Genomic DNA, 22,484 nt, shown 5'->3' with positions numbered 1-22,484 from the left:
GCGAGGGGCTGAGGTGAACGACGACCAGCGCGACACGACGCCGCTGCCTGCCGTCCCGCCTCGTGGCACCCCGGCGGACAAGGCGCCGTCGGACCAGACGACCGTCGTCATCCCCGCCCAGCACGCCGCCCGCCGCCCCGACCGCTCGGCGCCGCCGAAGAAGCAGTCGGAGCCGGGGAAGAAGCAGCAGCCGGTCTCCGGCGGCTGGTGGGACGACGCCCCCGCGGGCGAGCTCAAGACCGAACCGGTCGCGTCCCCGCGCCCCGAGACTCCCCGTACCGAACAGCCGACGCCCGCTACAGCTCAGCGTCGTACAAGCACTCCTACTGCCTTGATGGGCGGCGGCGACAAGCCTCCAGGCGACGGGTCCTGGAAGGGTGTCGTCTGGCCCCTGCCCAAGCCCCTGGTGAAGCGGATCGCTCTCGGAGCCGCGGTCGGGGTGGTCGGTGTCGCCGCGTTCGCGGGTATCCGGCAGCTCGCCGACGCACCCGCCGACCAGGCCGGACCGACCGGCAGCCCCAACCCCGGCCAGACCTCCACGACTCCTGACGAAGCCTCCGAAGGCGTACGACGCGCCGTCGCCGGCGAGGCCGTGCTGCAGAAGATGGCCGACGCGGTCCGCGGCGAGAACCGCACCGAGTTCCTGGCGACGATCGACCCGCAGGCGAAGTCGTTCGACGAGCAGGCCCGCACGATCTACAGCAACCTCGGCAAGCTCCCGCTCGCCACCTTCCAGCTGCGCTACGTCAGCGACGACCCGGCCGCGCTCGAACCGGACCGCACCCGCCAGCTCGGCGGCACCGAGTCCTGGCTCGCCCAGGTCGAGGTCTCCTGGCAGCTCACCGGGTACGACGCGAAGCCGGCCCGCGAGACCCTGCCCGTCACGTTCGTCACCCGCGACGACGGTACGACGTACGCCTCCTCGTTCTCCGAGCGCTTCGTCGCCGGTCAGCGCCGCCCGATCTGGGCGCTCGGCAGCATCGACGTCGCCAAGAGCGAGCACAGCCTGGTGATCAGCCTGGACTCGCAGGCCAACGCCGACGACTACGCCGAGGTCACCGACCGCGCGGTCGACTCGGTCAGCAAGGTCTGGGGCCGCAACTGGCGGCAGAAGGCGGTCATCTACCTGCCGTCCAAGCAGTCCCAGATGGAGAACGTGCTCGGCGCCCAGCAGGGCACCTACACCCAGATCGCGGCCGTCACGATGGCCGAGCTGGACACCCCGCAGGTCGGCGCCCCGGTCCGGATCGTCGCGAACCCGAAGCTGTTCGACGAGCTCGGCAAGCAGGGCCGGCGGATCGTACTGACCCACGAGACCACCCACGTCGCCTCGACCGCTACCGCCTCGCCGGTACCGTTGTGGTTGGCCGAAGGGTTCGCCGACTACGTCGCCTTCACCGCCGTGTCCGTGCAGGACGAATCGGCGGCGAAGGAGCTGTTCAAGGCGATCCGGGCCGGCAAGGTCCCGAAGGGGCTGCCGGCACCGGAGGCGTTCGCCGCGTCGTCGACGGAGCTCCCGCAGGCCTACGAGTCGGGCTGGCTGGCGTGCCGCCTGATCGCCGAGCGGGAAGGACAGAGCAAGTTGGTCAAGTTCTACCGGGCCGTGCACGCGTCGAAGAGCCCGACCGGGCTGGCCGACGCCTTCCGCACCGTGCTGGGCACCACCGAGCAGCAGTTCGTCGCCGACTGGCAGAACTACATCAAGCGGCTAGCCGGTGTCTGACGCGACCACCCGCCGGGCGCCCTGGATCGCCGGTGTGCTGGTCGCCGCGGCGCTGGTCGTGGTGATCGTCACCACCACGCCCTGGCACCTGATCGACCTGCCCGAACCCGACCCGGCGCTGGACTTCACCAGCGCCGAGATCGACCGCCAGCAACGGTTCCGGCACGCTTTGTTGCCGTGGTCAACGATTTCCTGGGTGCTCTCGGTGGTTGTCCCGCTCGCGATCGGGTTCAGTCCACTCGGCAAGCGCCTGTACGACGTACTGAAGATCCGCCGCTGGTGGCTCGCCGTCCCCGTGCTGGTCGCCGGCCTCGGTCTGGTGACCTCGGTGATCACGCTGCCGACCGAGGCGCTGGCCGAGCAGGTCACCCGCGACTACGGCCTGTCGACCGAGAGTTGGGGACTGTGGCTGCGCGACCGCGCGGTGAACTGGCTGCTGATGTCGGTCGCGCTGATCGCGATCGCGCTCGGCCTGATCGCGCTGGCGAAGAAGTGGCGCACGTGGTGGTGGGCGCCCGCGGCGATCGCCGGCGCGGTGCTGGTGCTTGGGGTCTCGTTCGCCTACCCGGTGCTGGTCGAGCCGCGGTTCAACGACTTCACCTCGATGGCTCCGGGGGCGCAGCGCGACGAGTTCATGCAGCTCGCGCGCGAGGACGGCGTACCGGTGAAGGACGTGCTGGTCGCTGACGCGTCGAAGCGGACGACCGCACTCAACGCGTACGTGTCGGGCTTCGGGTCGACCCGGCGGCTGGTCGTCTACGACACGCTGCTCAAGGACGCGACTCCCGCGCAGGTCCGGCTGGTCGTCGCGCACGAGCTCGGCCACGCGGCCGAGGACGACGTGCTGCACGGGACGCTGATCGGCACGCTCGGGGCGGCGTTCGCCGTGGTGCTGCTGCGGTTGCTGCTCGGGGCCCGGATGGGCGACCCACGCCGTACGGCGGTGCTGCTGGCGCTGATCGTCTCCGGGACGACCCTGGCGGCCCCGGTGCAGAACCTGGTCAGCCGCAAGATCGAGGCCCGCGCCGACTACCACTCGCTGCGGCTGACGAACGACCCGAAGGACTTCGTCGAGATGCAGCACGCGCTGTCGGTGACGAACATCTCCGGTCTCGAGCCGAGCGCCTGGCGGTACTGGATGTTCGCCAGCCACCCGACCCCGCCCGAACGCATCGCGATGGGCCGGGCCTGGGGCACCGAGCACGGCGACCCGGTCCCGCCGCTCGTCAGATGACCGTACTGGTCGTCACCAACGACTTCCCTCCCCGGCAGGGTGGCATCGAGACCTTCGTCCGCTCGCTCTGCGACGAGCTCGACGACCTCGTCGTGTACACCTCGCACACTCCCGGCGACACGGCGTACGACCGCACCCTGCCCTTCCCGGTGATCCGCGACCGGACCTCCATGCTGCTGCCGACACCGCGCGTCACCCGCCGGGCGATCCAGTTCCTGCGCGAGTACGACGCCGACCGCGTCCTCTTCGGCGCTGCCGCCCCGCTCGGCCTGATGTCCCCGGCCCTCCGGGCCGCCGGCGCCCAGCGAATCGTTGCCCTCAGCCACGGTCACGAGACCTGGTGGGCAACCCTGCCGGCAACCCGCCAGGCACTGCGAAGGATCGGAGACTCGGCCGACGTCGTCACCACGGTCTCCGCCTGGTGCGAGCAACGGATCGCCCGCGCGTTGTCGCCGAAGGCAACGATCGAGCGCCTGACGCCGGGCGTCGACACCGAGCGCTTCTTTCCGGGCTGCGGGGGAGACGAGGTCCGCCAACGCCTCGACCTGCGAGGCCCTGTGGTCGCCTGCGTCTCCCGCCTGATCGCCCGCAAAGGCCAGGACACGTTGATCCGCGCGTGGCCGAGAGTCCTCGCCGCAGTACCGGACGCCGTCCTCCTGCTCGTCGGCGGCGGTCCCGACCGCGACCGCTTGGAGGCCCTCGCCATGCCGCTCGGCGACGCCGTCCGCTTCACCGGATCCGTGCCCTGGCAGGACATTCCGCCGTACGTCGACGCCGCCGACGTCTTCGCGATGCCCACCCGAACCCGCCGCTTCGGCCTCGAACCGGAGGCCCTGGGCATCGTCACGCTCGAGGCCGCCGCGACCGGGAAGCCGGTCGTCGTCGGCGACTCCGGCGGTACGCCGGACACCGTCCGGCACGGCGAGACCGGCTACCTGGTCGACCCGTACAACCCGGTCGCGACCGCGGTCCGGCTGGTCGAGCTGCTGACCGATCCGGGCCGTGCGCAAGCATTCGGCGCGGCCGGCCGGGAGTGGGCCGAGGCCGAGTGGACCTGGGCCAGGTCGGGCGCCAAGCTGCGGGCCCTCCTCGATCTCTGAACCGGCCGAACCCTGCCGCCTCCTCGACGTCCGGGCACATGTGTGTACTCTGGGTGCATGCATCAGATGTCGCGCCTCGCCGCAGCCGTACGAGCTTCCCGCTCTCCGGCTGCCGCTGCCTGACATCTTCCTCACAGAAACCGGCGACCGGAAACGGTTCGCCGGTTTTCGCGTTTCCGAGGCCAGCATCGTTTCCGGTCCAACCCTCAAAGGACCCGAAATGACCATCACCAAGACCTTCGTCGACTTCTTCACCGAGCACGACCACACCCCGACCACGGGGTCCTCGCTCATCCCGCGCCCCGGTGATCCGGTGCTCTTCACGACCTCGGGCATGCACCCGCTCACGCCGTACCTGGAAGGTGAGCCACATCCGCTGGGCAGACGTCTGGTGGGAGTGCAGCGATGCCTGCGCACGACCGACCTGGACGAGGTGGGCGACCCGACCCACTTGACCGTGTTCGAGATGCTCGGTTCGTGGTCGATGGGCGACTACGGCAGCGAGCAGACGCTGCGCTGGGGGTACGAGCTGCTCACCGAGCGGTTCGGGATCGACCCCGGGCAGCTGTACGTGACCGTCTTCGGCGGCGACGACCAGGTCGAGCTGGACCAGGAGTCGCTGCGCACCTGGCAGTCGATCGGGCTGCCGATCGAGCTGACCACCGACGAGAACTGGTGGTCGAACGGCCCGACCGGTCCGTGCGGCCCGGACTCGGAGATCTTCATCTGGACCGGCGAGGGCTCACCCGAGGGCACCCCGACCACCGACGACCGCTGGGTCGAGCTGTGGAACCACGTGATGATGCGCTACCGCCGCCTCGACGACGGCTCGCTGGAGCCGCTGGAGCAGCGCAACATCGACACCGGTCTCGGGTTGGAGCGGCTGACGATGCTGCTGGAGGGCAAGAAGTCGGTGTACGAGACCAGTCTGTTCGAGCCGTGGACGGAGACGGTGCCGAAGCTGTGGAAGCTCGACGAGACCTCGGAGCGGATCGTCATCGACCACCTGCGCTCCAGCATCGTGATCGTCGGCGACGGCGTGCACCCGTCGAACACCGGCCGCGGCTACGTGCTGCGCCGGCTGATCCGCCGGGTGCTGACGATCCTGTGGCGCGACGACGAGAACCGTTCGCTGTCGGACCTGCCGATCGAGCTGTTCCAGCAGACCCTGGACCACTTCCACCAGGGCGAGCTGGTCACGCTGGTGCGCCGAATCATGATCGACGAGGAGATCCGGTTCACCAACCTGCTCGAGCGCGGCCGCAAGATCCTCAGTCACGACCGCTTCCGCAAGCCGCTCGACGAGAGCGACTTCGAGTACCTCCACGAGACCCACGGCCTGCCACGGGAGTTGGTGGACTCGCTGCTCTAGCTCTAGAAGACCTGGACAGCCCGGGTGGTCGGCTCGTACGGCGACCAGCCCGGGCTCCCGGTCTTCGCGAAGTCCACCCAGGCCTTGTGCACTTGGTCCGCCAGTTCCTGCGGCGGCTCCGACCCGAACAGCGGGGACGTCGCGGTCGCCAGGGTGTCGAACACGAACGGCAGCTCGATCGCGTGGCAGGACCCGAGCCCCTCCAGCGGCGACTCCCAGGTGAACTCGTACACGTACGCCGTACCGCCGGCTGCCTGCTGCGCCTCGGCGAGCCGGATGGTCGGCCGAGTGAAGACGTGGTCGGTCATGATCGCGGTGAAGATCTCGCCAGGCGTGCCGGTGTGCTTCCGCGCCAGCGCCGGGTCGAGGCCGGCTCGTGCGAGCAGCGGCGGCAGCATCTCGGCGGTGATGCCCGCGGCGAGCCCGCTCGGCACGCTGAAGAAGTTGAACTCGTCGCGCGTCGTACCGGTCATCAGCTCGACGTCAGCCGCGGCGCCGGCCTTGATCGCCGCGAGCGGCTGCTCGTGGATCAGCTCGCCGTCGATCACCGGGAACACGGGCATGATGCCGCCGCCACCCTTGATGGTCGTCACACACCAGCGCGCCGGGTCGGGAGCGGCCCGCATCTCGGTCGACACCCGCCGCTGCGCGTCGATCAGTCGGGCGGTCTCCACGGATGAGAATCCGGCGGCGGTCGCTTCCACGCCGAGCCGCTTGGCCACCTCGGCCGACACGAGCGCGAGGTCGCTGTCCAGCGCGGTCACCTCGGCCGACCCGCTCTGCACGATCGCGCGGTGGAACAAGCCCTTCGCTGCCGGGATCGATACCAGGGTCGCCACACTCATCCCACCGGCCGACTGGCCGAAGATCGTCACCTGGCCGGGATCGCCGCCGAAGGCCGCGATGTTGTCGCGCACCCAGCGCAGCGCCGCGAGCTGGTCGAGGATCCCACGGTTGCTGGGCGCATCGGGCAGTACGGCGAAGCCCTGCACCCCGAGCCGGTAGTTGACCCCGACGAGCACGACACCGTCGCGCGCGAACGCGCTCCCGTCGTACCCGGGTGCGGCGTTCGACCCGTTGCGGAACGCGCCGCCGTGGAACCACACCATCACGGGCAGCCCTTCGCCGCCCGGTGTCCACACGTTGACGTTGAGGAACTCGTCGCCGGCCGTGATCGGGTTCGCCAGCAGCCCGTCGAAGGGCGGGTCGTACGGCGGCTGCGGTGCGGTCGGGCCGAGCGTCGTCGCGGCGCGGACGCCGTCCCAGCCGACGACCGGCTTCGGGGCGTCGTACCCGATCGGCGTTCCGGCGTACGGGATGCCCAGGTAGGCGGTCACCCCGTCGGTCGTGGCGCCCTGGATCCGTCCGCCCTCAACTGTCAGCTCCATGGGCCTATCCTCGCACCGACTCCGTACCCCGGACCCAGCCGACTTTGAGCACGGCTCAGCCACGACCGGCCGCCGAAAACGGCTGGTGCGTGCTCAAAGAGGAGCCGATGGGGTCAGGTCCAGCGGGGCGGGCTCGTCCGGGCCGGGGACTTCCGGCGGCGCGACCTTGCCGACCGAGGACTGCGCGACGAACGCCCCGAGCAGCACGATCGCGCCGCCGATGATCTGGCTGGTGCTCAGCGTCTCGTTGAGCAGGATCCACGCGAACAGCGTCGCCGCCACCACCTCGACGTACGCGACGGCACCGCCGATCGCCGCCGAGAGCCGCTGGACCGCGGCCGCGCCGGCCAGGTAGGCGACGACGGTGCTGACCACGATCAGCCAGGCCGCGAACACCCACCCCGGCGCCGACCGCTCGCCGATCGCGATCGTGTCGGTCAGCGCGTTCCACGGGATGCCCCACGGCGCAGCGATCGCGGTCAGCAGGATCGCGCCGACCACGCTGCCCGCGGCCGTCATCACCAGCGGGTCGGCGACGCCGGTCAGCTTGTCGATCAGGATGAAGTACGTCGCCTGGCACGCGGCCGCGCCGAGTCCGGCGAGCAGGCCGACCAGGTCGAGCTGGACGCCGGACCAGACTTCGACCACGGTCGCGAGTCCGACCAGCGCGATGCCGACGCCGAGCGCGGCCGACTTCGGTACGGCGACCTTGCGGCCGAACTTGAGCCAGGCCACCACGAGCACCGGCCCGGAGAACTCGAGCAGGATCGCCACGCCGACCGGCAACCGGCTGGCGGCGATGAAGAACAGCGTCTGGCAGCCGGCGATCCCGGTCAGTCCGTACAGGGCGAGCTGCGGCCAGGAGGCGCGCGCGGCGCGGAGTCCGGCCGCGCCGCGGAAGATCAGCACGAGCGGGACGAGCAGCGCGGCGGCCCCCAGGATGCGCAGCCAGGCGGCCTGCTGCGGCGACATCCCGGCGCCGATCAGCGCCTTGGCGAACGGCCCCGACCCACCGAACGTGATCGCCGAGAAGAGCGCGAATCCGAGCCCGATCGACTTGGTCCGGGCGGCATCCTGTGTCATGGGCGTAATGCTGGCACACCCATTACACGGCGTCGAGGGTGTTTCCAGGCCTTGGTCAGAGCACGTTGACCGCGCGGGCCGCGACCACCGCGATCGTGAGCAGTGCGATCACCGACTGCACCGTCATCAGAGCCTTGACCCGCGCCGACAGCGGCATCGTGTCCGTCGGGCTGAACGCGGTCGCGGCCGTGAACGCCACGAACAGGTAGTCGGTGAACCCGGGCAGCCACTTCTCCCACCCAGGAATCTCGGCCGTCATCTGCGGGAACAGCAGGTCCGCCCGCTCGACCTCGCGCTCGTGCTCAGGCGCCCGGGCGAACGGCCCGCCGCGGTCCACCTCCCAGTACCAGACCGCGAAGGCGACCACGTTCGTCACCCAGATCAGTAGCGCGGCCTTCACCAGCACCGTGCCCTCGACGGCCTTGCCTGAGGCCAGGTAGTCGATCAGCCCGGCCAGGTAGATCCCGTTGAACACCACCAGCGCGCCGAGCAGCACCAGCTCGATCCACCGGAGCCAGGGCTCGTCGCGGCTGAGGTGGAACGGGTTCATCCATACCAGCGGCACCAGCAGCGCCACCCCGAGTGCTGGCAGCAGCCAGCGCGGCAGCGACAGCACCTGGGCCGGCACTGTGAGTTGCAACGCCAGTACGACGAGCACCGCGAGCGAAGCCGGCCACCTGCGCATGTGCTTCTTGCCGAGCGCTGCTGCTTTCGGGACCTTGATCACTCCAGCATTCTGACGGGTGATTGCTCCTAGGGCGTGTCTGGCAATTCTCGCCTACTGCGCGGCACTCGGCACGGCACCTCGGAGCACTGGAGCAAAGCCCACGATGGAAAAACATCGAGGGCTTCACTCCAGCACTCCGAGCTACCGCACCGAGCACCTGCTCGCTACGGCGAGAATTACCAGACACGCCCTAGCCGACGGATGCGTCGACCACGGCCTGCCCGACGTCGGTACGCCGGTAGTGCACCTGGTGTCCCGTCCGGCGCCGCGTCACCAGCCCAGCGCCGTACAGGGCGGCCAGGTGCTCGGCCACTGTCGCCAGTGCGAGCCCGTACTGCGCCGCGAGCGCACTGGTCGTCGCCGGTGGGTCCAGCGCGGTCAGCAGGGTCGCCCTGGTGCGGCCGAGCAGGGTGGCGAGCGGATCGGGGGCGGTCGGTGCGTCGTCCCAGAGCCTCGCTGCGCCGCGCGCGGGGTAGACCAGCGTTGGTTGGTAGCCGGGGGCAACGATCGTGACCAGGTAGGGCCAGGCGAAGGCGCACGGGATCAGCAGCAGGCCTTCACCCGCGAGCTCACGATCCGGCTCGCGGTAGCGCGACGCGACCAGACTCCCGTCCTCCCACGTCAGCGTCGGGTGCAGATCGTCGAACAGCTTCGCCAGGCCGCCGCTGGTCAGTTGCTCGCCGCGATGGGCGATGTCGTCGTCGAGCACCCGGCTGATCACCGGCCAGTCGGGCTCGATCAGTGTTGTCCAGGCGTGCTCGATCTCGTCGGCCAACCGCTCCCGAGTGCCTGCGGGATCTGTCAGCATCCGGTCGATCTCGGCGGCGGCTGGGTTGTTCAACTCGTCCCGGGACCGCTCGAGCTCCGTCCGGACAACTTCCAGTGGCGCTGCTCTGACGCGGGCGATCTCGGTGCTGAACTTGGCGCGGGATGCCTTGGGCGGGGGAGTGAGGAAGTCCGGCGTGAACCCGGTCCGTGGTTGCACCGCGCGCAGTCGCGTGAGATCGAGGTGCGCTGCTGCGTTGGCCTTCGCCGCGACCCAGGGGGAGTAGAGCGGGCGGTGCTTGCTCCCGTGCAGCACTCGTACCGCCGACACGGTCTCCCACAACGGCGACACCCCGAACCGGCAGCGCACGGTGTCGGCCCGGCTGAACCGCAGTACGGTCATCGGCTCGACCTTGTCGCGGCGCCTCCGCTGCGGAGCAAACTTTCGGTCATTCCCGAAACTATAGTGCTGGCGGGTGTCGCGGGATCATCCTCGCCCTGTGATCACTCCGCCTGCCGTTGCCACCGGCTACCTCTCCGTCCTGCGCATCCCCGGCCTCCGCGCCGTCTTCACCGCGCACGCCGTCTCCATGATCGGCACCGTCGCCGCGCAGGTCGCGCTCTCCATCCTGGTCTTCGACCGCACCGGCTCACCCCTGCTCTCGGCGCTGGTCCTGGTCTGCTCGTTCCTCCCGTACGCCCTCGGCGGGACAGTCCTCTCCTCGATCGCCGACCGCTACCCGGCGCGCCCGCTCCTGGTCACCTGCGACCTGCTGAGCGCGCTGGCCATCGCCGCGATGCTGATCCCAGGCCTGCCGGTCGCAGCCCTGCTCGGCCTCCTATTGCTCACCGGCCTGATCGCCCCGATCTTCGCCGGCGCCCGCTCGGCGAGCCTCACCCAACTGCTCCCCGCCGACCTCTTCCCGACGGGCCGATCCCTTCTCCGCACAATCAGCCAAACCACAGTCCTCACGGGCTTCGCCCTCGGCGCGATCGCAGTCGCGGCGGTCGGTCCGACCTGGCTGCTCGCCCTCGACGTCCTGACCTTCGTGCTGTCCGCCGTACTGATCCGCTTCGGCACCCCGTCGACCCCGGCACCAGGCGCCGGCGGCAGCACCCTCCAAGCCTCCCGCGAAGGACTCCGCTACCTCTTCACCACGCCCAAGGTCCGCAACCTGCTCCTCCTCACCTGGGCCGCCCCGGCCTTCTCCGCCGTCCCCGACGGACTGGCCGTCGCGTACGCCGCCCAAACCGGCGCCGCCGCATCCGCCGCCGGAGCCCTCTTCACCGGCTACGCCGCCGGCACCGTCCTGGGCGAACTGGTCGCCACCCGCCTGGCCCCCAACACCCGCCGCCGCCTGCTCGTCCCGCTACTCCTGGCAACCCAACTCCCCGCGATCGCCTTCGTCTTCGCACCCTCGGTCGCGGGCGCGGCTCTGCTCCTCGCCGTCGCAGGCCTCGGCCACGCCTTCAACCAGGCCGTCGACCCGATGATCCTGGCCGCCGCCGACCCGTCGTACCGAGGCCGCCTCTTCACCGTGCAGACCAGCGGCCTGATGACAGTCCAAGGCGTAACGATCGCTCTGGCCGGCGTCGTCGGCACCTTCATCCGCCCCAACCTCACCATCACCTGCGCGGGCGTCCTCGGCGTACTGGTCACGCTGATCTTGGCCAGGAAGGTGCTCAGCGCAGAAGCCGCCGAACCTGCCGTCGCGACCGCAACCGGATGAACCGTGCCTGCGGGAACGCGGACTGGTCCACCGCCTCGTACTCGCGCTTGGTCGGGCCGTACGTTCGCCAGGCCCACACCAGGATCGACCGCGAAGGATCGCGGCTCAGCTGATCCCTGAGTGGCCGCTCACGATTCCCGTTCCACAGTTCCACGCCGGTTGCCGTTCGCCGTACGGTGCGCAGGACCAGCTGCCACATCACCACAGCCCGGGGCAGGTCCACCCAGACCACCAGCTCGGCCCTGCCCCAGGTGAGCTGCCGGATCCGCGCCGAATAGTTGCCGTCGACAACCCACTCACCGGCCGCGGTCGCCGCCTGCACCTGCTCGGCGAACTCGTCCTCCCCGAGCTTCGTCCAGCCGGCCTGCCAGAACAGGGCGTCCAGCTCGACATGCGGTACGCCGAGCCGCTCACTCAACGCCCGAGCCACCGTCGACTTCCCGCCGCCGGCCACGCCGATCACCACCACCCGAGTCGGCACCGTGCGATGGACATCCGCACCAGCGCCCGCGCCCGCGCCCGCACCCGCGTCGGTTCCCGCACCCGCACCCGCGCTCGCGTCCGCACCAGTGCCCGCGCCCGCGTCGGTTCCCGCACCCGCGCTCGCGTCCACGTCCGCGCCTGCACCCGTGCGCGTGCTCGCGTCCGCGCCTGCACCCGCGCGCGCACTCGCACCCGCGCCCGCACTCGCGCCGGCGCCCGTGCTCTCGCTCGCGGTCTCTCGCCGGGCAGCTCCGCAGGCCACGTCCCCCCACCGGGGCACTTCCGTCCAACCCATCCCGCGACCGTACCGGCCTCCGAGCCCGGCGGTTACGGAGCCGCGACCGGCTGGGCGCGGTCCGTGGCGAGCTTGACGGCGAACACGGCCAACGCGGTGCCCGTCACGTAGCGGTGGATCCTGGACCACAGCGGCTTGCGGCTGAAGAAGATCGCGACCGAGCCGGCGGTGATCACGAAGATCGCGTTCACGCCGACGCCGACCGCCGTTTGCGTGAGGCCGAGGATGAGGCTCTGGGCACCGACGTGACCGTGGGACGGGTCCACGAACTGCGGCAGCAGGGAGATGTAGAGGATCGCGATCTTCGGGTTCAGCAGGCAGGTGAGCAGCCCCATGCCGAAGAGCTTGCGCGGGCGATCCGGCTCGAGCGCGTCCGGCGTGAACGCGGAACTACCGCCAGGGCGAAGCGCCTTCCAGGCCAGCCAGAGCAGGTAGGCCGCGCCTGCGAGCTTCAGCGTCACGTAGATCTCAGGCACCAGCGCGAACAACGTCGCCAGCCCAGCAGCCGCCGCGAGCAGGTAGATCACGAACCCGGTACCGACCCCCGCCAGCGAGATGAGCCCAGCCCGACGTCCCTGCACGACCGACCGCGAGACGAGGTAGATCATGTTCGGCCCGGGCATCACCACCAGACCCAGTTCGATCAGTGCGATCCCGACCAGTGCTTCCGTGCTGACAATCATCCGCGTCCCCTCCTGCCGCCACTACCTCGAAGAACCTAACAGCCACCCCGCCCCTCGCCGCGGGATTTTCCCCAGGTGAGACGACGTTCAGGCGCTGGCGCGGATGACCAGGGGAGCGGTGATCAGGCAACCTGGCTGGTCGGGTTCGCCTGCGATTTCATGCAGGGCTCGGTGGAACAGGCTGAGGGCCACGTCGCGGAGAGGGATCCGGGCCGTGGTCAGCGGAGTGTCGAGCATGCTGGCGAAGGGGAAGTCGTTGAAGCCCGTGACAGCGACGTCCTCGCCGACGGTGACGCCGAGGCGTTGCAAGGCCCGGATCGCGACCACGGCCCACGCGTCGTTGTCGGCAACGAACACGTCCGGTGGGCTGTCGCCCTCCATCGCCGCGGTCACGTAGGCACCGACCTCGTCCAGATCGTCGAACGAAGCGGACAGGCGCGGCGCCTCGAACTCCCGCCGGAACCCTTCCTCCCGCTGGTGCACCCACGGCAGCTCGCTCTTCGTCCCCAGGTACGCCGGGCGCGAGCGCCCCCTGGAGCGCAGGTAGCGCCCGATCGTGGCCATCGACTCGACGTTGTCCACGTCGACCCAGCATTGCCGCTGCCCGGGAGCGGTCCGTCCGAAGGCGACGAACGGGAACCCCTTCGTGCTGAGGAACTCGATGCGCGGATCGTGCGGCATCGTCTCCAGCACCACGATCGCGTCGACCTGCCGCGCGGCGATCAGCTGCTCGTACAAGGCGATCTCGGTCTTGCCCTCGGTCGGCGTCGTCACGTGCACGCCGTAGCCGCCGCCCGCCGCCGCCTTCACCAACCCGCCCAGCAGCCCGTGCAGGAACCCCCCGAGCCCCGGATTCTGCTCGTCGACCACGGTGTCGTCCAGGTAGAGCGGCAGGCCGATCACCTGGCTGCGACCCGACGACAACGCGCGGGCGGCGTGGTTCGGCGTGTACCCGAGCTCGTCGATCGCGGCCCGCACCGACGCCACCGTCTGGTCGCTCACCCGGTGCGGCGCGTTCAGCACGTTGGACACGGTCATCGCCGACACTCCGGCCTTGCGCGCCACGTCGGCCACGGTCGTCCGCCGGTTCACGATCGGCCTCTTCTGCTCGGTCGCCATCAAACCCCCTTCGTCACACCGCACCCCAGCACACCCACCGGGCCACCCCTCATCCAACCAGCGTCGGCCGGTCACCGCTCGTCCATTGAGCGTCGGCCGATCACCGCTCGCCTGATCAGCGGTGGCCGATCCGCCGCTCGTTCGACCAGCGGTGGCCGATCCGCCGCTCGTCCGACCAGCCTCGGTCGATCGCCGCTGGTCAGTTCACGATGACCCCCTCGATCCGCTCGATCCTGGCCACCCCGCCGACCGGAACCTCGACCGCCCACAACCCCGCCGGCGGCGTCGTCGTGCTCCGCCGCACCTCGACGCCCGAGCAGTCGGACACCACGACCTCGACCGGCGCATCACCGGCTCCGTCGAGCAGCACCGTCGGCTCGTTGCCGCCGTTCACCAGCACCAGTACGCCGGCCGGCGCCGCCAGCCGCACCACCGGGTTCGAGTACACGGCCACGATCGTCTCCTCGGCCGAGATCGCCGCGACCTGCGTGTACCGGGCATCGGGCCGCACCGGCACCAGCTCACCCCGCAGCAGCGTCGCCGCGTGATCCCGCAGGAACCCGAGCCAGTGCCGCACCACCCGATCGTGTGCCTCCGGCAACGATTCGAGCTCCACCGACACCTGCGCCACGCTGAACAGCACCCCGATGAACTGCTCCGCCACGGCTTCCGGCGACGCCTCGGGGTGCCACATCAGCATGTCCGCGTGCACCGCCCGATCCCCGGCGAGCAACCGCGCGTCGACCGTCCGGACCCGGTTCTCCACCGCGTCCAGCGCGCAGTCGCCCGCGCGCAGGAACGTCCCGTACTGCCACAGTCGCGGATTCACGTAGTCCTGCCGGAACTCGATCAGCAGGTCCGGTCGCAACCGCTGCAACTCGTCCCTGACCGCGGCGAAGAACAGCTCGACGCCTTCGTCCACGGTCGCGCAGTCGCCCTCCGGCGCGGGCGGTGGGTTCTTCCAGGCCCAGCTGTCGATGAAGTCGATCTTCAGCCCGTCCACACCCCAGTCGCGCACCGGCCGGACGCAGCACTCGACCAGGTGCTCGCGGACCTCCGGGTACCGCGGGTCGAGCGCGACCGTGGTCTCCTCGTCGTCGAGGAACCCGAGGGTCCGGTCGCTGAACCGCTCCCACGCCTTCGAGTGCCGGCCCATCAGCGGCGGCGCGATCCACAGCACGTAGTCGACGCCGTGCGCGTGCACCCGGCGTACGTGCTCGGCCATGTCCGGGAAGGTGCTGCTGGTCGGCTCCCAGTCACCGCAGTACGCGTAGCCGCGGGCGGTGTTGTCGGTCTGCCAACCGTCGTCGACGATCACCGCGCTGCATCCGTACTGCGCGCCGGTGGAGGCATGCCGCTCGACGGACTCCTCCGACACGTGCTGGTGGTCTGAGTACCAGGTCGAGTACATCGCGGTCCGCGCGACCTCCGGCACCGGCGCGATCCGGTCGCCGAGCTCGGCCGTCCACGTGTCGGTCACGCCGCGCAGCGCGGCGGCGAAGTGCAGCGCGCGCAGGTCGATCCGGAGCGTGAACCGGTGCTGCCCGTCGACCAGCTCGACGTCGTCGACCACGAGCTCGACGAGGTGCTCGGCGGTCTCCTCGTTCACCCCGACGGCGAAGTCGCAGCCGCGCACACTCGAGGCCAGGGAAACGACCAGCGGGCTCACGTCGTCGGTCCGGATCAAGGCCGCGACCGGCGCCGACCGGACCGAGCGGACGTCGCGCTGGGAACCCCAGTCGGTCGGGAGGTTGCGGTGCGATCCCTGGGTCGCCTGCCACAGCGTCGCCGCGCCCTCGACCGGCCAGGTCCACCGGATCCGCACCGGATCCACCCGCAGGTCGGCGGCGACGATCTCCACCAGTTGCACCCCGGCCGCGGGCGCGCCCAGCTCCCTGACCGAGGCCGCCGACACCGTGGCGGGCCGCGTCGTCGAGCCGTCGGGGGAGCGCACCTCGAACGAGGCCTGGGGCGGGACGGGCATGGGCGACTCCTGTCGTCGTGACGAACTCTCGGCATCGACTATAGCGGTAAAATCGAGCTCGTCCCAAGGTGTTGACGAATGCCCGACCTGTGCTAATTTTACCGCTAAACACGGATTCGTCGAAAGGTGGCCGCGATGCCGGAGCTGACCGTCACGTCGGACAGCGCGTACGTCGAGAACGCCTTCGCCTGGGCGCGTGAGCGGGCGCTGGCGTGGGTGATGACGGACGCGGCACCGGCCAACCTGCCGTCGTATTGGGCCGGATATCCGTCGCGGGAGATGTTCTACTCGCGCGACGTTTGCCACCAAGCCGGCGGCGCGCACCTGCTCGGCCTCGACGCGGAGAACTTCGCGATGCTGCGGCACTTCGCCGCCTCCGCCACCGCGGTCCGCAAGTGGTACCCGGTGTGGGCCTTCCACTTCGACGGCGAGATCGCCGCGCTGGACTACCGCGGCGACGACGAGTTCGTGCGCGAGATCCCCGCGGTCTTCGACGTGACCTGGCGCGCGCTCGAGCAGTACGACTGGACCGGCGACCGGCGCTGGCTCGACGATCCCGACCTCGCGGCGTACTACTTGCGCTCGCTCGGTGAGTTCGTCGCCGTGCACGACCACGACGGCGACGGCGTACCGGAAGCACCCGGGACCGGCGACATCTTCGTCGGCTCCGCGACGTACAACGAGCAGGACGCCGAGCATCCGCTGATCGTCGCCGCCGACGGAATCGCGTTGCAGTACGCCGCCTTGATCGCGATGAGCCGCCGGTACGGCGACGAGTTCCGGCAGCGAGCCCAACAGATCCAGGAGGAGTTCCTGGCCACCTGGTGGGACGAGCAGCAAGGCCGGTTCGCCCGCGGAAGAACCGTCGATCACGGGCTCGACTTCGGCTGGGGGCTGGAGGCGAGCTGGATCGGGCCGATGACCGGGCTCACCGGTGACGGCCCGCGCAACGAGTCGTTCCTGGACTTCGTCGAGCAGCAGCTCGAGCTGTCCCCGCCGAAGAACATCGAGGCCTTCAGCTACCTGCCGGAGGTGTTCTTCCGGCACGGTCGCGACGAGTCCGCCTGGCGCTGGATCCGGCACCTGATCGACAGCCGCGACGACTATCCCGAGGTCTCGTTCACCGTCGTGCACCACCTGGTGGCCGGGCTGCTCGGGCTCCGGCCGGACGCCGCCTCGGCCGTCCTGTCCATCGACTCCCACCTGCCGGCCGACATCGGCCGGCTGACCGCCGACCACGTCCGGGTCGGCGAGTGGGACCTACGCATCGCCCAAGAAGGACGGCACACGACAGAGGTCACCGTGCACAGCGGACCGGGGCCGCTCACGGTGACCGTCGGACCAGCCGGCACCTGCACCATCCAGCCCGGCGGCACCGTCCGGGTGACCACAGAGACGAAGGACCCCTCATGAAACTTCGCAACCGCCTGCTCCCGCTCGGAGCCGGACTCACCGCCCTGCTGATCGCCGCCGGCTGCGCGACCGGCAGCCAGCCGGCCGCCAACAGCGGTGGCGCGGGAGAAAACGGCGACATCACCTTCTCCTTCTGGGGCACCAACTCCGAGGCCGCCTCGCTGAAGGCGATCGCGGCCGCCTTCGAGAAGGCCAACCCGGGCACCAAGGTCACCACCAACTGGATCCAGGCCGACTACGAGCAGAAGCTGCAGACCTCGATCGCGGCCGGCACGCAGTCGACCGTGATCGAGATCAGCAACAACAACCTGGCCGGGTTCGCGCCGAGCTTCGCCGAGCAGCAGGTCGAGCCGGGCAAGTTCGTCCAGCCGAACATCTCCGAAGCGCTGAAGTTCGAGGGCAAGTACTACGCGACCCCGTTCACCGCGAAGCCGAAGGTGATGGCGGTCAACCTCGATGCCTTCAAGGCCGCCGGGCTGCCGGCGCCGAGCCCGACCACGCCGCTGACGCTGGACGAGTTCAAGACGATCACCGCGAAGCTGTCCCACGGCGAGGGCAAGAGCCGCGTGTTCGGGACCAGCAACATGTGGTTCAAGGGCTGGCTCACCGCGGCCGGCGGTGGCTTCTACAACGCCGACGCCACCGCCTGCACGTTCGGCGACAGCCAGGGCATCTCGACCGCGCAGTACATCGTCGACCTGCAGAAGGAGCGCCTCGCGCCGAACTCGATCGACATCGAGGGCCAGGACCAGGCGCAGTGGTTCGCGGCCGGCCGGCTCGGCACCTTCAGCGACTTCGGGCCGTGGACGGTCGCCGACTTCGCCAAGATCAGCAAGCCGAACTGGACCCTGGTGCCGGTGCCGGGCAAGGGGTTCCCGCTGGAGATCGGCGGCCTGGCGATCGCGAAGAACGCGAGCGCCAAGAAGGCCGAGACCGCGAAGAAGTTCGTCGAGTTCGCCAGCACGCAGCAGGTGGCTCAGGACCTGCTGATCCAGGGCAACACCGCCCTCGGCGTACCGATCATCGCCGCCTCGACGCCGACGCTGGAGAAGGTGCTGCCGGCCGCGCGCAACCTGGCCGCCTTCACCACCGCGATGAAGACCGGTCAGATCAGCCCGTCGGTGCCGCGGGAAGGCCAGATCGCCGGTGACGCCGACAAGGGCATCACCAGCTACACGCCGCTCGGCAGCGGCAAGGACGACGTGGCCAAGATCCTGCCCGGCCTCAACGACAAGTGCACCGCGGCCCTGAAGCAGTGAGGTAGACCGTGAACCCGACCATCGGATGGATCCGCCAGCTCGCGGAGTCCTGGGGAGTTCCCGCGGCCCTGGTGCCGCTGGTCCCGTTCCTGGTCCTGCTGATCGTCCTGTACGCCGTGATCGGGCTGGCGGCGTACGGGGCGAAGCGGAAGTGGCCGCGGGCCGACAAGACGATCGCGTTCTGGCTGTTCATCTCGCCCTGGCTGATCGGCTTCCTGATCTTCACCGTCGGCCCGATGCTGTCCTCGGTCTACGTCAGTCTGACCTCGTGGGACCTGATCACGCCGCCGAAGTTCGTCGGCCTGGCCAACTACTCCGAGGCCTTCCAGGACCCGCGCGTCGGTCAGGCGATCAAGGTCACGCTGCTGTACGCCGTGATCAGTGTCCCGCTGCAGACCGCGCTCGCGTTCGCCGTGTCCCTGCTGATGAACGTCGACCTGCCGGGGATCCGCCTGTTCCGCACGATCTGGTACCTGCCGAGCCTGGTGTCCGGCGTGGCCCAGATCGTGCTGTTCCTCTGGGTTTTCAACCCGCAGTACGGGCTGGTCAACGACATGCTGGCCAAGGCCGGGATCCAGGGGCCGGGCTGGTTCAACGACGCGTCCTGGGCGCTGCCGACGGTGATCCTGATGAGCCTGTGGACGGTCGGCGGCGCGATGGTGATCTATCTGGCCGGCCTGAAGGACGTGCCGACCACCCTGTACGAGGCCGCCGCGCTCGACGGCGCCGGACCGCTGCGGCTGTTCTGGCACGTCACGCTGCCGCAATTGAGCCCGATCATCTTGTTCAACGTGCTCACCGGGATCATCGGCGCGCTGCAGATCTTCACCCAGGGCTTCATCGTCAACGGCGGCCCGAAGGACTCGCTGCTGTTCTTCGTCTACTACCTGTACGACAACGCGTTCCAGAACTTCCGGATGGGCTATGCCTCGGCCCTGGCCTGGATCCTGTTCGTCATCATCATGGCGCTGACGGCCGTGACGCTGCGCGGGAGCGCCTTCGCGATCTACTACGAGACCGAGATGGGCGGACGGCGCCGCCGCCCGCGCCTGAGGAAGGGCTGAGCCATGGCCGTACTGGTCGACACCGGCCGCGCTGAGGTCTCCGCGACTGTCCGTCGCGCGGACCGGCCGTACTGGCGGCGCAACCTGCCGGTCACGCTCGTGCTGTACGTCGTACTGGGCCTCGGGTCGCTCGCCTTCGTGTACCCGTTCCTGTGGATGATCGCGACGTCGCTGCGCTCGCTCGCCGGGGTCGGCAGCGCCGGCGCGAGCATCTGGCCGAGCGAGTTCCTCTGGAGCAACTACACGCGGGCGATCACGTCGTTCCCGTTCTGGCGGTACGCGCTGAACTCGCTGCTCACCACGCTGATCCCGATCGTCGGCACGGTGTTCTCGTGCGCGCTGGCCGGGTTCGCGTTCGCGCGGCTGCGGGTGCGGTTCTCCGGGGTGGTGTTCGCCGTCGTGCTGGCGACGATGTTGCTGCCGGGGGAGGTGACGATGGTTCCCCAGTTCATGCTGTTCAACAACCTGGGCATGATCGACACCCTGTACCCGCTGATCCTGCCGGCCTTCTTCGGGTCGCCGTTCTACATCTTCCTGTTCCGGCAGTTCTTCTCCCGGATGCCGTCCGAGCTCGCCGACGCGGCGGTGGTCGACGGGTGCGGCTGGTTCAAGATGTTCCTGCTCGTGTACCTGCCGCTGGCGCGCCCCGCGGTGGTGGCGATCTCGATCCTGCTGTTCATGGGCTACTGGAACAACTTCCTCGGCCCGGCCATCTACATCAACTCCGACCAGTGGAAGACCCTGCCGCTGGCCCTGGCCGGCTTCCAGTCCGTCAACGGCACCGACACCCCGTTGCTGATGGCAACCTCAGTGCTGATCACGCTGCCGTGCCTGGCGATCTTCTTCCTGGCCCAAAAGCAGATCACCAACGGCATCACGTTTACCGGCGGGCGGTGACCTTGGCCGACGGCTTCGGCGGGATGGTTCGGCGGGCCGGCGGCTTCGGGCACGGCGACGGTGCAACGGCTTCGGCGAGGCAAGGGGGTAAAGGGGAGATGGTGGTGCGGCGGTTTCGGCGAGGCGGGGCTCCGGTGGCCGAAACCTGTTTGACCGGTCGGTCGGGCTCGCTGATGATCACCGCATGACCGTGCTGCCTGTTGACGCCCTGGTGATCATCGACGTCCAAGCCGGGCACGTGAGCGGTGCGCACTCCGTACCGGATGCTCGGCAGTTGGTGGAGACGGTCTCGGGGTTGCTGGCGGCGGCGCGGGAGAGTGGGGCGCTGATCGTCCACGTGCAGAACGACGGTGACGCCGGGCAGGTGGATGCGCCGGGGGCTGCCGGGTGGGAGCTGCACTTTGCGCCGTACGAGGGTGAGCCGGTGATCCGCAAGGAGTACGACGACGCGTTCCGGGAGACCTCATTGGGGGAGTTGCTGACGGAGCGGGGCGTGAAGTCGCTGGCGGTCTGCGGGTTGATGTCGGAGATGTGCGTGAGCGCGACCGCCCGTACGGCGCTGGACCGCGGCTATCGGGTCGTCCTGCCGCACGACGCGCACGCGACGACCGGCGTGCCGGCGACGCCCGGTCTCGGCGAGGCGATTCCCGCCGAGGTCGTGTCCCGCGTCGCCGAATGGGCACTGGGCGACCAGGCCGAAATCGTCCCGCACGCGAAGACGGTTGTCTTCACCAACCACGCCTGACGCGGCGATGCCGCGTCCACCGACTGTGCCTTATGCGGCGACGGTTGCTTTCACCGATCGTGCCTGACGTGGCGACCGCCGCTTTCACCGTTCGTGCTGACGCGGCGGCGGTTGCTTTCACCGGCCTCGGCTGAGGCGGCGGCGGTCGCTTTCACCGATCGCGCTGATGCGGCGATCGCCGCCTTCACCAGCCGCGCCTGACGCGGCGACGCCGCCTTCTTCGACTGCGGTTGATCCGGCGGCGGTCGTCTTCACCGGTCGTGGCTGTTGCGGCGACAGTTGCTTTCACCGGCCTCGGCTCTTGCGGCGGCGGTCGCTTTCACCGATCGTGCCGGACGTGGCGACCGCCGCTTTCACCGTTCGCGCTGATGCGGCAGCGGTTGCTTTCACCGATCGCGATTGGCGCGACGACCTTCGGGCGTTGCAGCGCCGACGAACGCGTGCGCCTCCGCGAGCAGCTTGCGCCATTGAGCGCGGTCGGCCGAGTACGGGATGCCTGCCCACTCGCGGGTTGCGTTGCGGCCGACGTGCACCGGCTCTGCTTCGCCTGCAGCCAGTAGCTCGGCGACGCGGGGTGCCGGCAGCTTGACGATCAGCTGGCCCTCGCGGCCGACGAACGCGAACACCTTGGGTGCCGACCTGCCGGACGCGCTCGGTCTGCTGGCGGTGAGGGCCGGCCGTTTCGTCGCCGCGGCCCCGCTCTCGTCACCTGGCGCGCGGAGTGAAGCGCTCGGGCGGCCGGGTTCGCTGGGTGTGACGCGCAGGGCCTCTCGGCCGGGTTCGCCGGGTGTGACGTGCGGGGCTTCGCGGCCGGGTTCACCGGGTGTGACGTGCGGGGCCTTGCGGCCGGGTTCGCCGGGTGTGACGCGCAGCGCCTCGCTGCCGAACATCGGTGCGCGGTCGACGCCCGGGACCTCGTCGTACGCGGTGGCGAGCTCGTCGAGCAGCTGCTGGCCTCGGGCGCGGTCAGCGCGCATCGGCGCGGGCCTCGGTGAAGGGCTGGCGGTCGAAGATGATGCGGAGCTGGGTGATGCGGCCCGACTCGATCGTGAGGAGCTCGGCGGCGGGGGCGCTGGGGACCGGGACCGTGCGGGTGTCGTACATCAGCAGTGCGGTCGACTCGTCGCCGTACGCCGAGAGCAGGGTGGACTCGAGCAGGAGCTTCGAGAACGGTTCCATGAAGGCGCGGAAGCCCTCGGCGCCTTCGATCGGTCCGGCGGGGGCCAGGCAGACGATGCCGTCGGCGACGTACTGCATCGCGGCCTCGAAGTCGTGCCCGGTCCAGGCGCGGTGGTAGGCGAGGGCGATGTCGAGTGCGGTCGGCTGGGTCATCGGGTGGTTCCTTCCGGTCGAACGGGCTGATGACTGTGTTGACACCGCTCGGACCCCGATCGGAACGCTCCGCGCCGAAACTGTCCTG

Annotated in this window: 20 protein-coding genes; 10 read left to right on the top strand and 10 right to left on the bottom strand. The window is 69.8% G+C overall.

Annotated elements, in window-relative coordinates:
- Positions 1-13: 13 nt before the first annotated feature.
- The 4 genes from ACLQ2O_RS39970 to ACLQ2O_RS39955 all read left to right on the top strand — a co-directional run bounded on the left by ACLQ2O_RS39970 (position 14) and on the right by ACLQ2O_RS39955 (position 5,429).
- Positions 14-1,723, top strand: a complete 1,710-nt coding sequence (locus ACLQ2O_RS39970; RefSeq protein ID WP_425842732.1) for a hypothetical protein — start codon at positions 14-16, stop codon at positions 1,721-1,723.
- On the top strand, positions 1,716-2,957 hold the full coding sequence (locus ACLQ2O_RS39965) for a M48 family metallopeptidase (RefSeq protein WP_425842730.1): 1,242 nt from the start codon (positions 1,716-1,718) through the stop codon (positions 2,955-2,957). Before ACLQ2O_RS39970 ends, ACLQ2O_RS39965 begins: the two co-directional genes overlap by 8 nt.
- Complete coding sequence (locus ACLQ2O_RS39960) at positions 2,954-4,057, top strand: glycosyltransferase family 4 protein (RefSeq protein WP_425842728.1); 1,104 nt, start codon at positions 2,954-2,956, stop codon at positions 4,055-4,057. The genes ACLQ2O_RS39965 and ACLQ2O_RS39960 overlap by 4 nt, the downstream gene beginning before the upstream one ends.
- A 220-nt stretch (positions 4,058-4,277) precedes the next feature.
- Positions 4,278-5,429: an alanine--tRNA ligase-related protein gene (locus tag ACLQ2O_RS39955; protein WP_425842726.1), complete on the top strand. Its 1,152-nt coding sequence runs from the start codon at positions 4,278-4,280 to the stop codon at positions 5,427-5,429.
- A 2-nt stretch (positions 5,430-5,431) separates the two neighbouring features.
- Here the strand turns inward: ACLQ2O_RS39955 and ACLQ2O_RS39950 are convergent, their stop codons facing one another.
- The 4 genes from ACLQ2O_RS39950 to ACLQ2O_RS39935 form a co-directional block, all read right to left on the bottom strand.
- Positions 5,432-6,817: a carboxylesterase/lipase family protein gene (locus tag ACLQ2O_RS39950; protein ID WP_425842724.1), complete on the bottom strand. Its 1,386-nt coding sequence runs from the start codon at positions 6,815-6,817 to the stop codon at positions 5,432-5,434.
- A 93-nt stretch (positions 6,818-6,910) separates the two neighbouring features.
- Entirely contained in the window at positions 6,911-7,900 is a 990-nt protein-coding gene (locus tag ACLQ2O_RS39945) for an EamA family transporter (RefSeq protein WP_425842722.1), read from the bottom strand.
- Positions 7,901-7,955: 55 nt separating this feature from the next.
- A complete protein-coding gene (locus ACLQ2O_RS39940; protein WP_425842720.1) occupies positions 7,956-8,627 on the bottom strand; it encodes a hypothetical protein in 672 nt (223 codons plus the stop codon).
- A gap of 190 nt (positions 8,628-8,817) precedes the next feature.
- Positions 8,818-9,795: a DUF5937 family protein gene (locus ACLQ2O_RS39935; RefSeq protein ID WP_425842718.1), complete on the bottom strand. Its 978-nt coding sequence runs from the start codon at positions 9,793-9,795 to the stop codon at positions 8,818-8,820.
- 97 nt (positions 9,796-9,892) lie between these two features.
- On the opposite strand from ACLQ2O_RS39935, the gene ACLQ2O_RS39930 reads away from it, so the two are divergent.
- Positions 9,893-11,122 (top strand): MFS transporter, encoded by a 1,230-nt coding sequence (locus ACLQ2O_RS39930; protein ID WP_425842716.1) that lies wholly within the window; start codon positions 9,893-9,895, stop codon positions 11,120-11,122.
- On the opposite strand, the gene ACLQ2O_RS39925 is transcribed toward ACLQ2O_RS39930, so the two are convergent.
- The 4 genes from ACLQ2O_RS39925 to ACLQ2O_RS39910 form a co-directional block, all read right to left on the bottom strand.
- A complete protein-coding gene (locus ACLQ2O_RS39925) occupies positions 11,076-11,603 on the bottom strand; it encodes an AAA family ATPase (protein ID WP_425842714.1) in 528 nt (175 codons plus the stop codon). The genes ACLQ2O_RS39930 and ACLQ2O_RS39925 overlap by 47 nt on opposite strands.
- A 329-nt stretch (positions 11,604-11,932) precedes the next feature.
- A complete protein-coding gene (locus ACLQ2O_RS39920; protein WP_425842712.1) occupies positions 11,933-12,583 on the bottom strand; it encodes a LysE family translocator in 651 nt (216 codons plus the stop codon).
- Positions 12,584-12,670: 87 nt separating this feature from the next.
- Positions 12,671-13,702 (bottom strand): LacI family DNA-binding transcriptional regulator, encoded by a 1,032-nt coding sequence (locus tag ACLQ2O_RS39915; RefSeq protein ID WP_425842710.1) that lies wholly within the window; start codon positions 13,700-13,702, stop codon positions 12,671-12,673.
- A gap of 199 nt (positions 13,703-13,901) precedes the next feature.
- Positions 13,902-15,686, bottom strand: coding sequence for a glycoside hydrolase family 36 protein (locus tag ACLQ2O_RS39910; RefSeq protein ID WP_425842708.1), 1,785 nt, complete (start codon positions 15,684-15,686; stop codon positions 13,902-13,904).
- 135 nt (positions 15,687-15,821) lie between these two features.
- Here ACLQ2O_RS39910 and ACLQ2O_RS39905 point away from each other — a divergent pair, with 135 nt between their 5' ends.
- The 5 genes from ACLQ2O_RS39905 to ACLQ2O_RS39885 all read left to right on the top strand — a co-directional run bounded on the left by ACLQ2O_RS39905 (position 15,822) and on the right by ACLQ2O_RS39885 (position 21,064).
- A complete protein-coding gene (locus tag ACLQ2O_RS39905) occupies positions 15,822-17,099 on the top strand; it encodes a hypothetical protein (protein WP_425842706.1) in 1,278 nt (425 codons plus the stop codon).
- Positions 17,096-18,358, top strand: coding sequence for an extracellular solute-binding protein (locus ACLQ2O_RS39900; RefSeq protein WP_425842704.1), 1,263 nt, complete (start codon positions 17,096-17,098; stop codon positions 18,356-18,358). Before ACLQ2O_RS39905 ends, ACLQ2O_RS39900 begins: the two co-directional genes overlap by 4 nt.
- 8 nt (positions 18,359-18,366) lie before the next feature.
- Complete coding sequence (locus ACLQ2O_RS39895) at positions 18,367-19,422, top strand: carbohydrate ABC transporter permease (protein ID WP_425842702.1); 1,056 nt, start codon at positions 18,367-18,369, stop codon at positions 19,420-19,422.
- A 3-nt stretch (positions 19,423-19,425) separates the two neighbouring features.
- Positions 19,426-20,319, top strand: a complete 894-nt coding sequence (locus ACLQ2O_RS39890) for a carbohydrate ABC transporter permease (RefSeq protein WP_425842700.1) — start codon at positions 19,426-19,428, stop codon at positions 20,317-20,319.
- Positions 20,320-20,503: 184 nt separating this feature from the next.
- The gene (locus ACLQ2O_RS39885) at positions 20,504-21,064 is read left to right on the top strand and encodes a cysteine hydrolase family protein (protein WP_425842698.1); all 561 of its coding nucleotides are present in this window, start codon (positions 20,504-20,506) and stop codon (positions 21,062-21,064) included.
- 386 nt (positions 21,065-21,450) lie between these two features.
- Here ACLQ2O_RS39885 and ACLQ2O_RS39880 read toward each other — a convergent pair whose 3' ends face one another.
- On the bottom strand, positions 21,451-22,041 hold the full coding sequence (locus ACLQ2O_RS39880; RefSeq protein ID WP_425842696.1) for a hypothetical protein: 591 nt from the start codon (positions 22,039-22,041) through the stop codon (positions 21,451-21,453).
- Positions 22,031-22,396, bottom strand: a complete 366-nt coding sequence (locus tag ACLQ2O_RS39875) for a nuclear transport factor 2 family protein (protein ID WP_425842694.1) — start codon at positions 22,394-22,396, stop codon at positions 22,031-22,033. The genes ACLQ2O_RS39880 and ACLQ2O_RS39875 overlap by 11 nt, the downstream gene beginning before the upstream one ends.
- Between the last annotated feature and the right edge of the window lie 88 nt (positions 22,397-22,484).

This window comes from Kribbella sp. DT2, assembly GCF_049844575.1.
Lineage (GTDB): Bacteria > Actinomycetota > Actinomycetes > Propionibacteriales > Kribbellaceae > Kribbella.
This window is presented reverse-complemented; position numbering and strand designations above follow the sequence as displayed.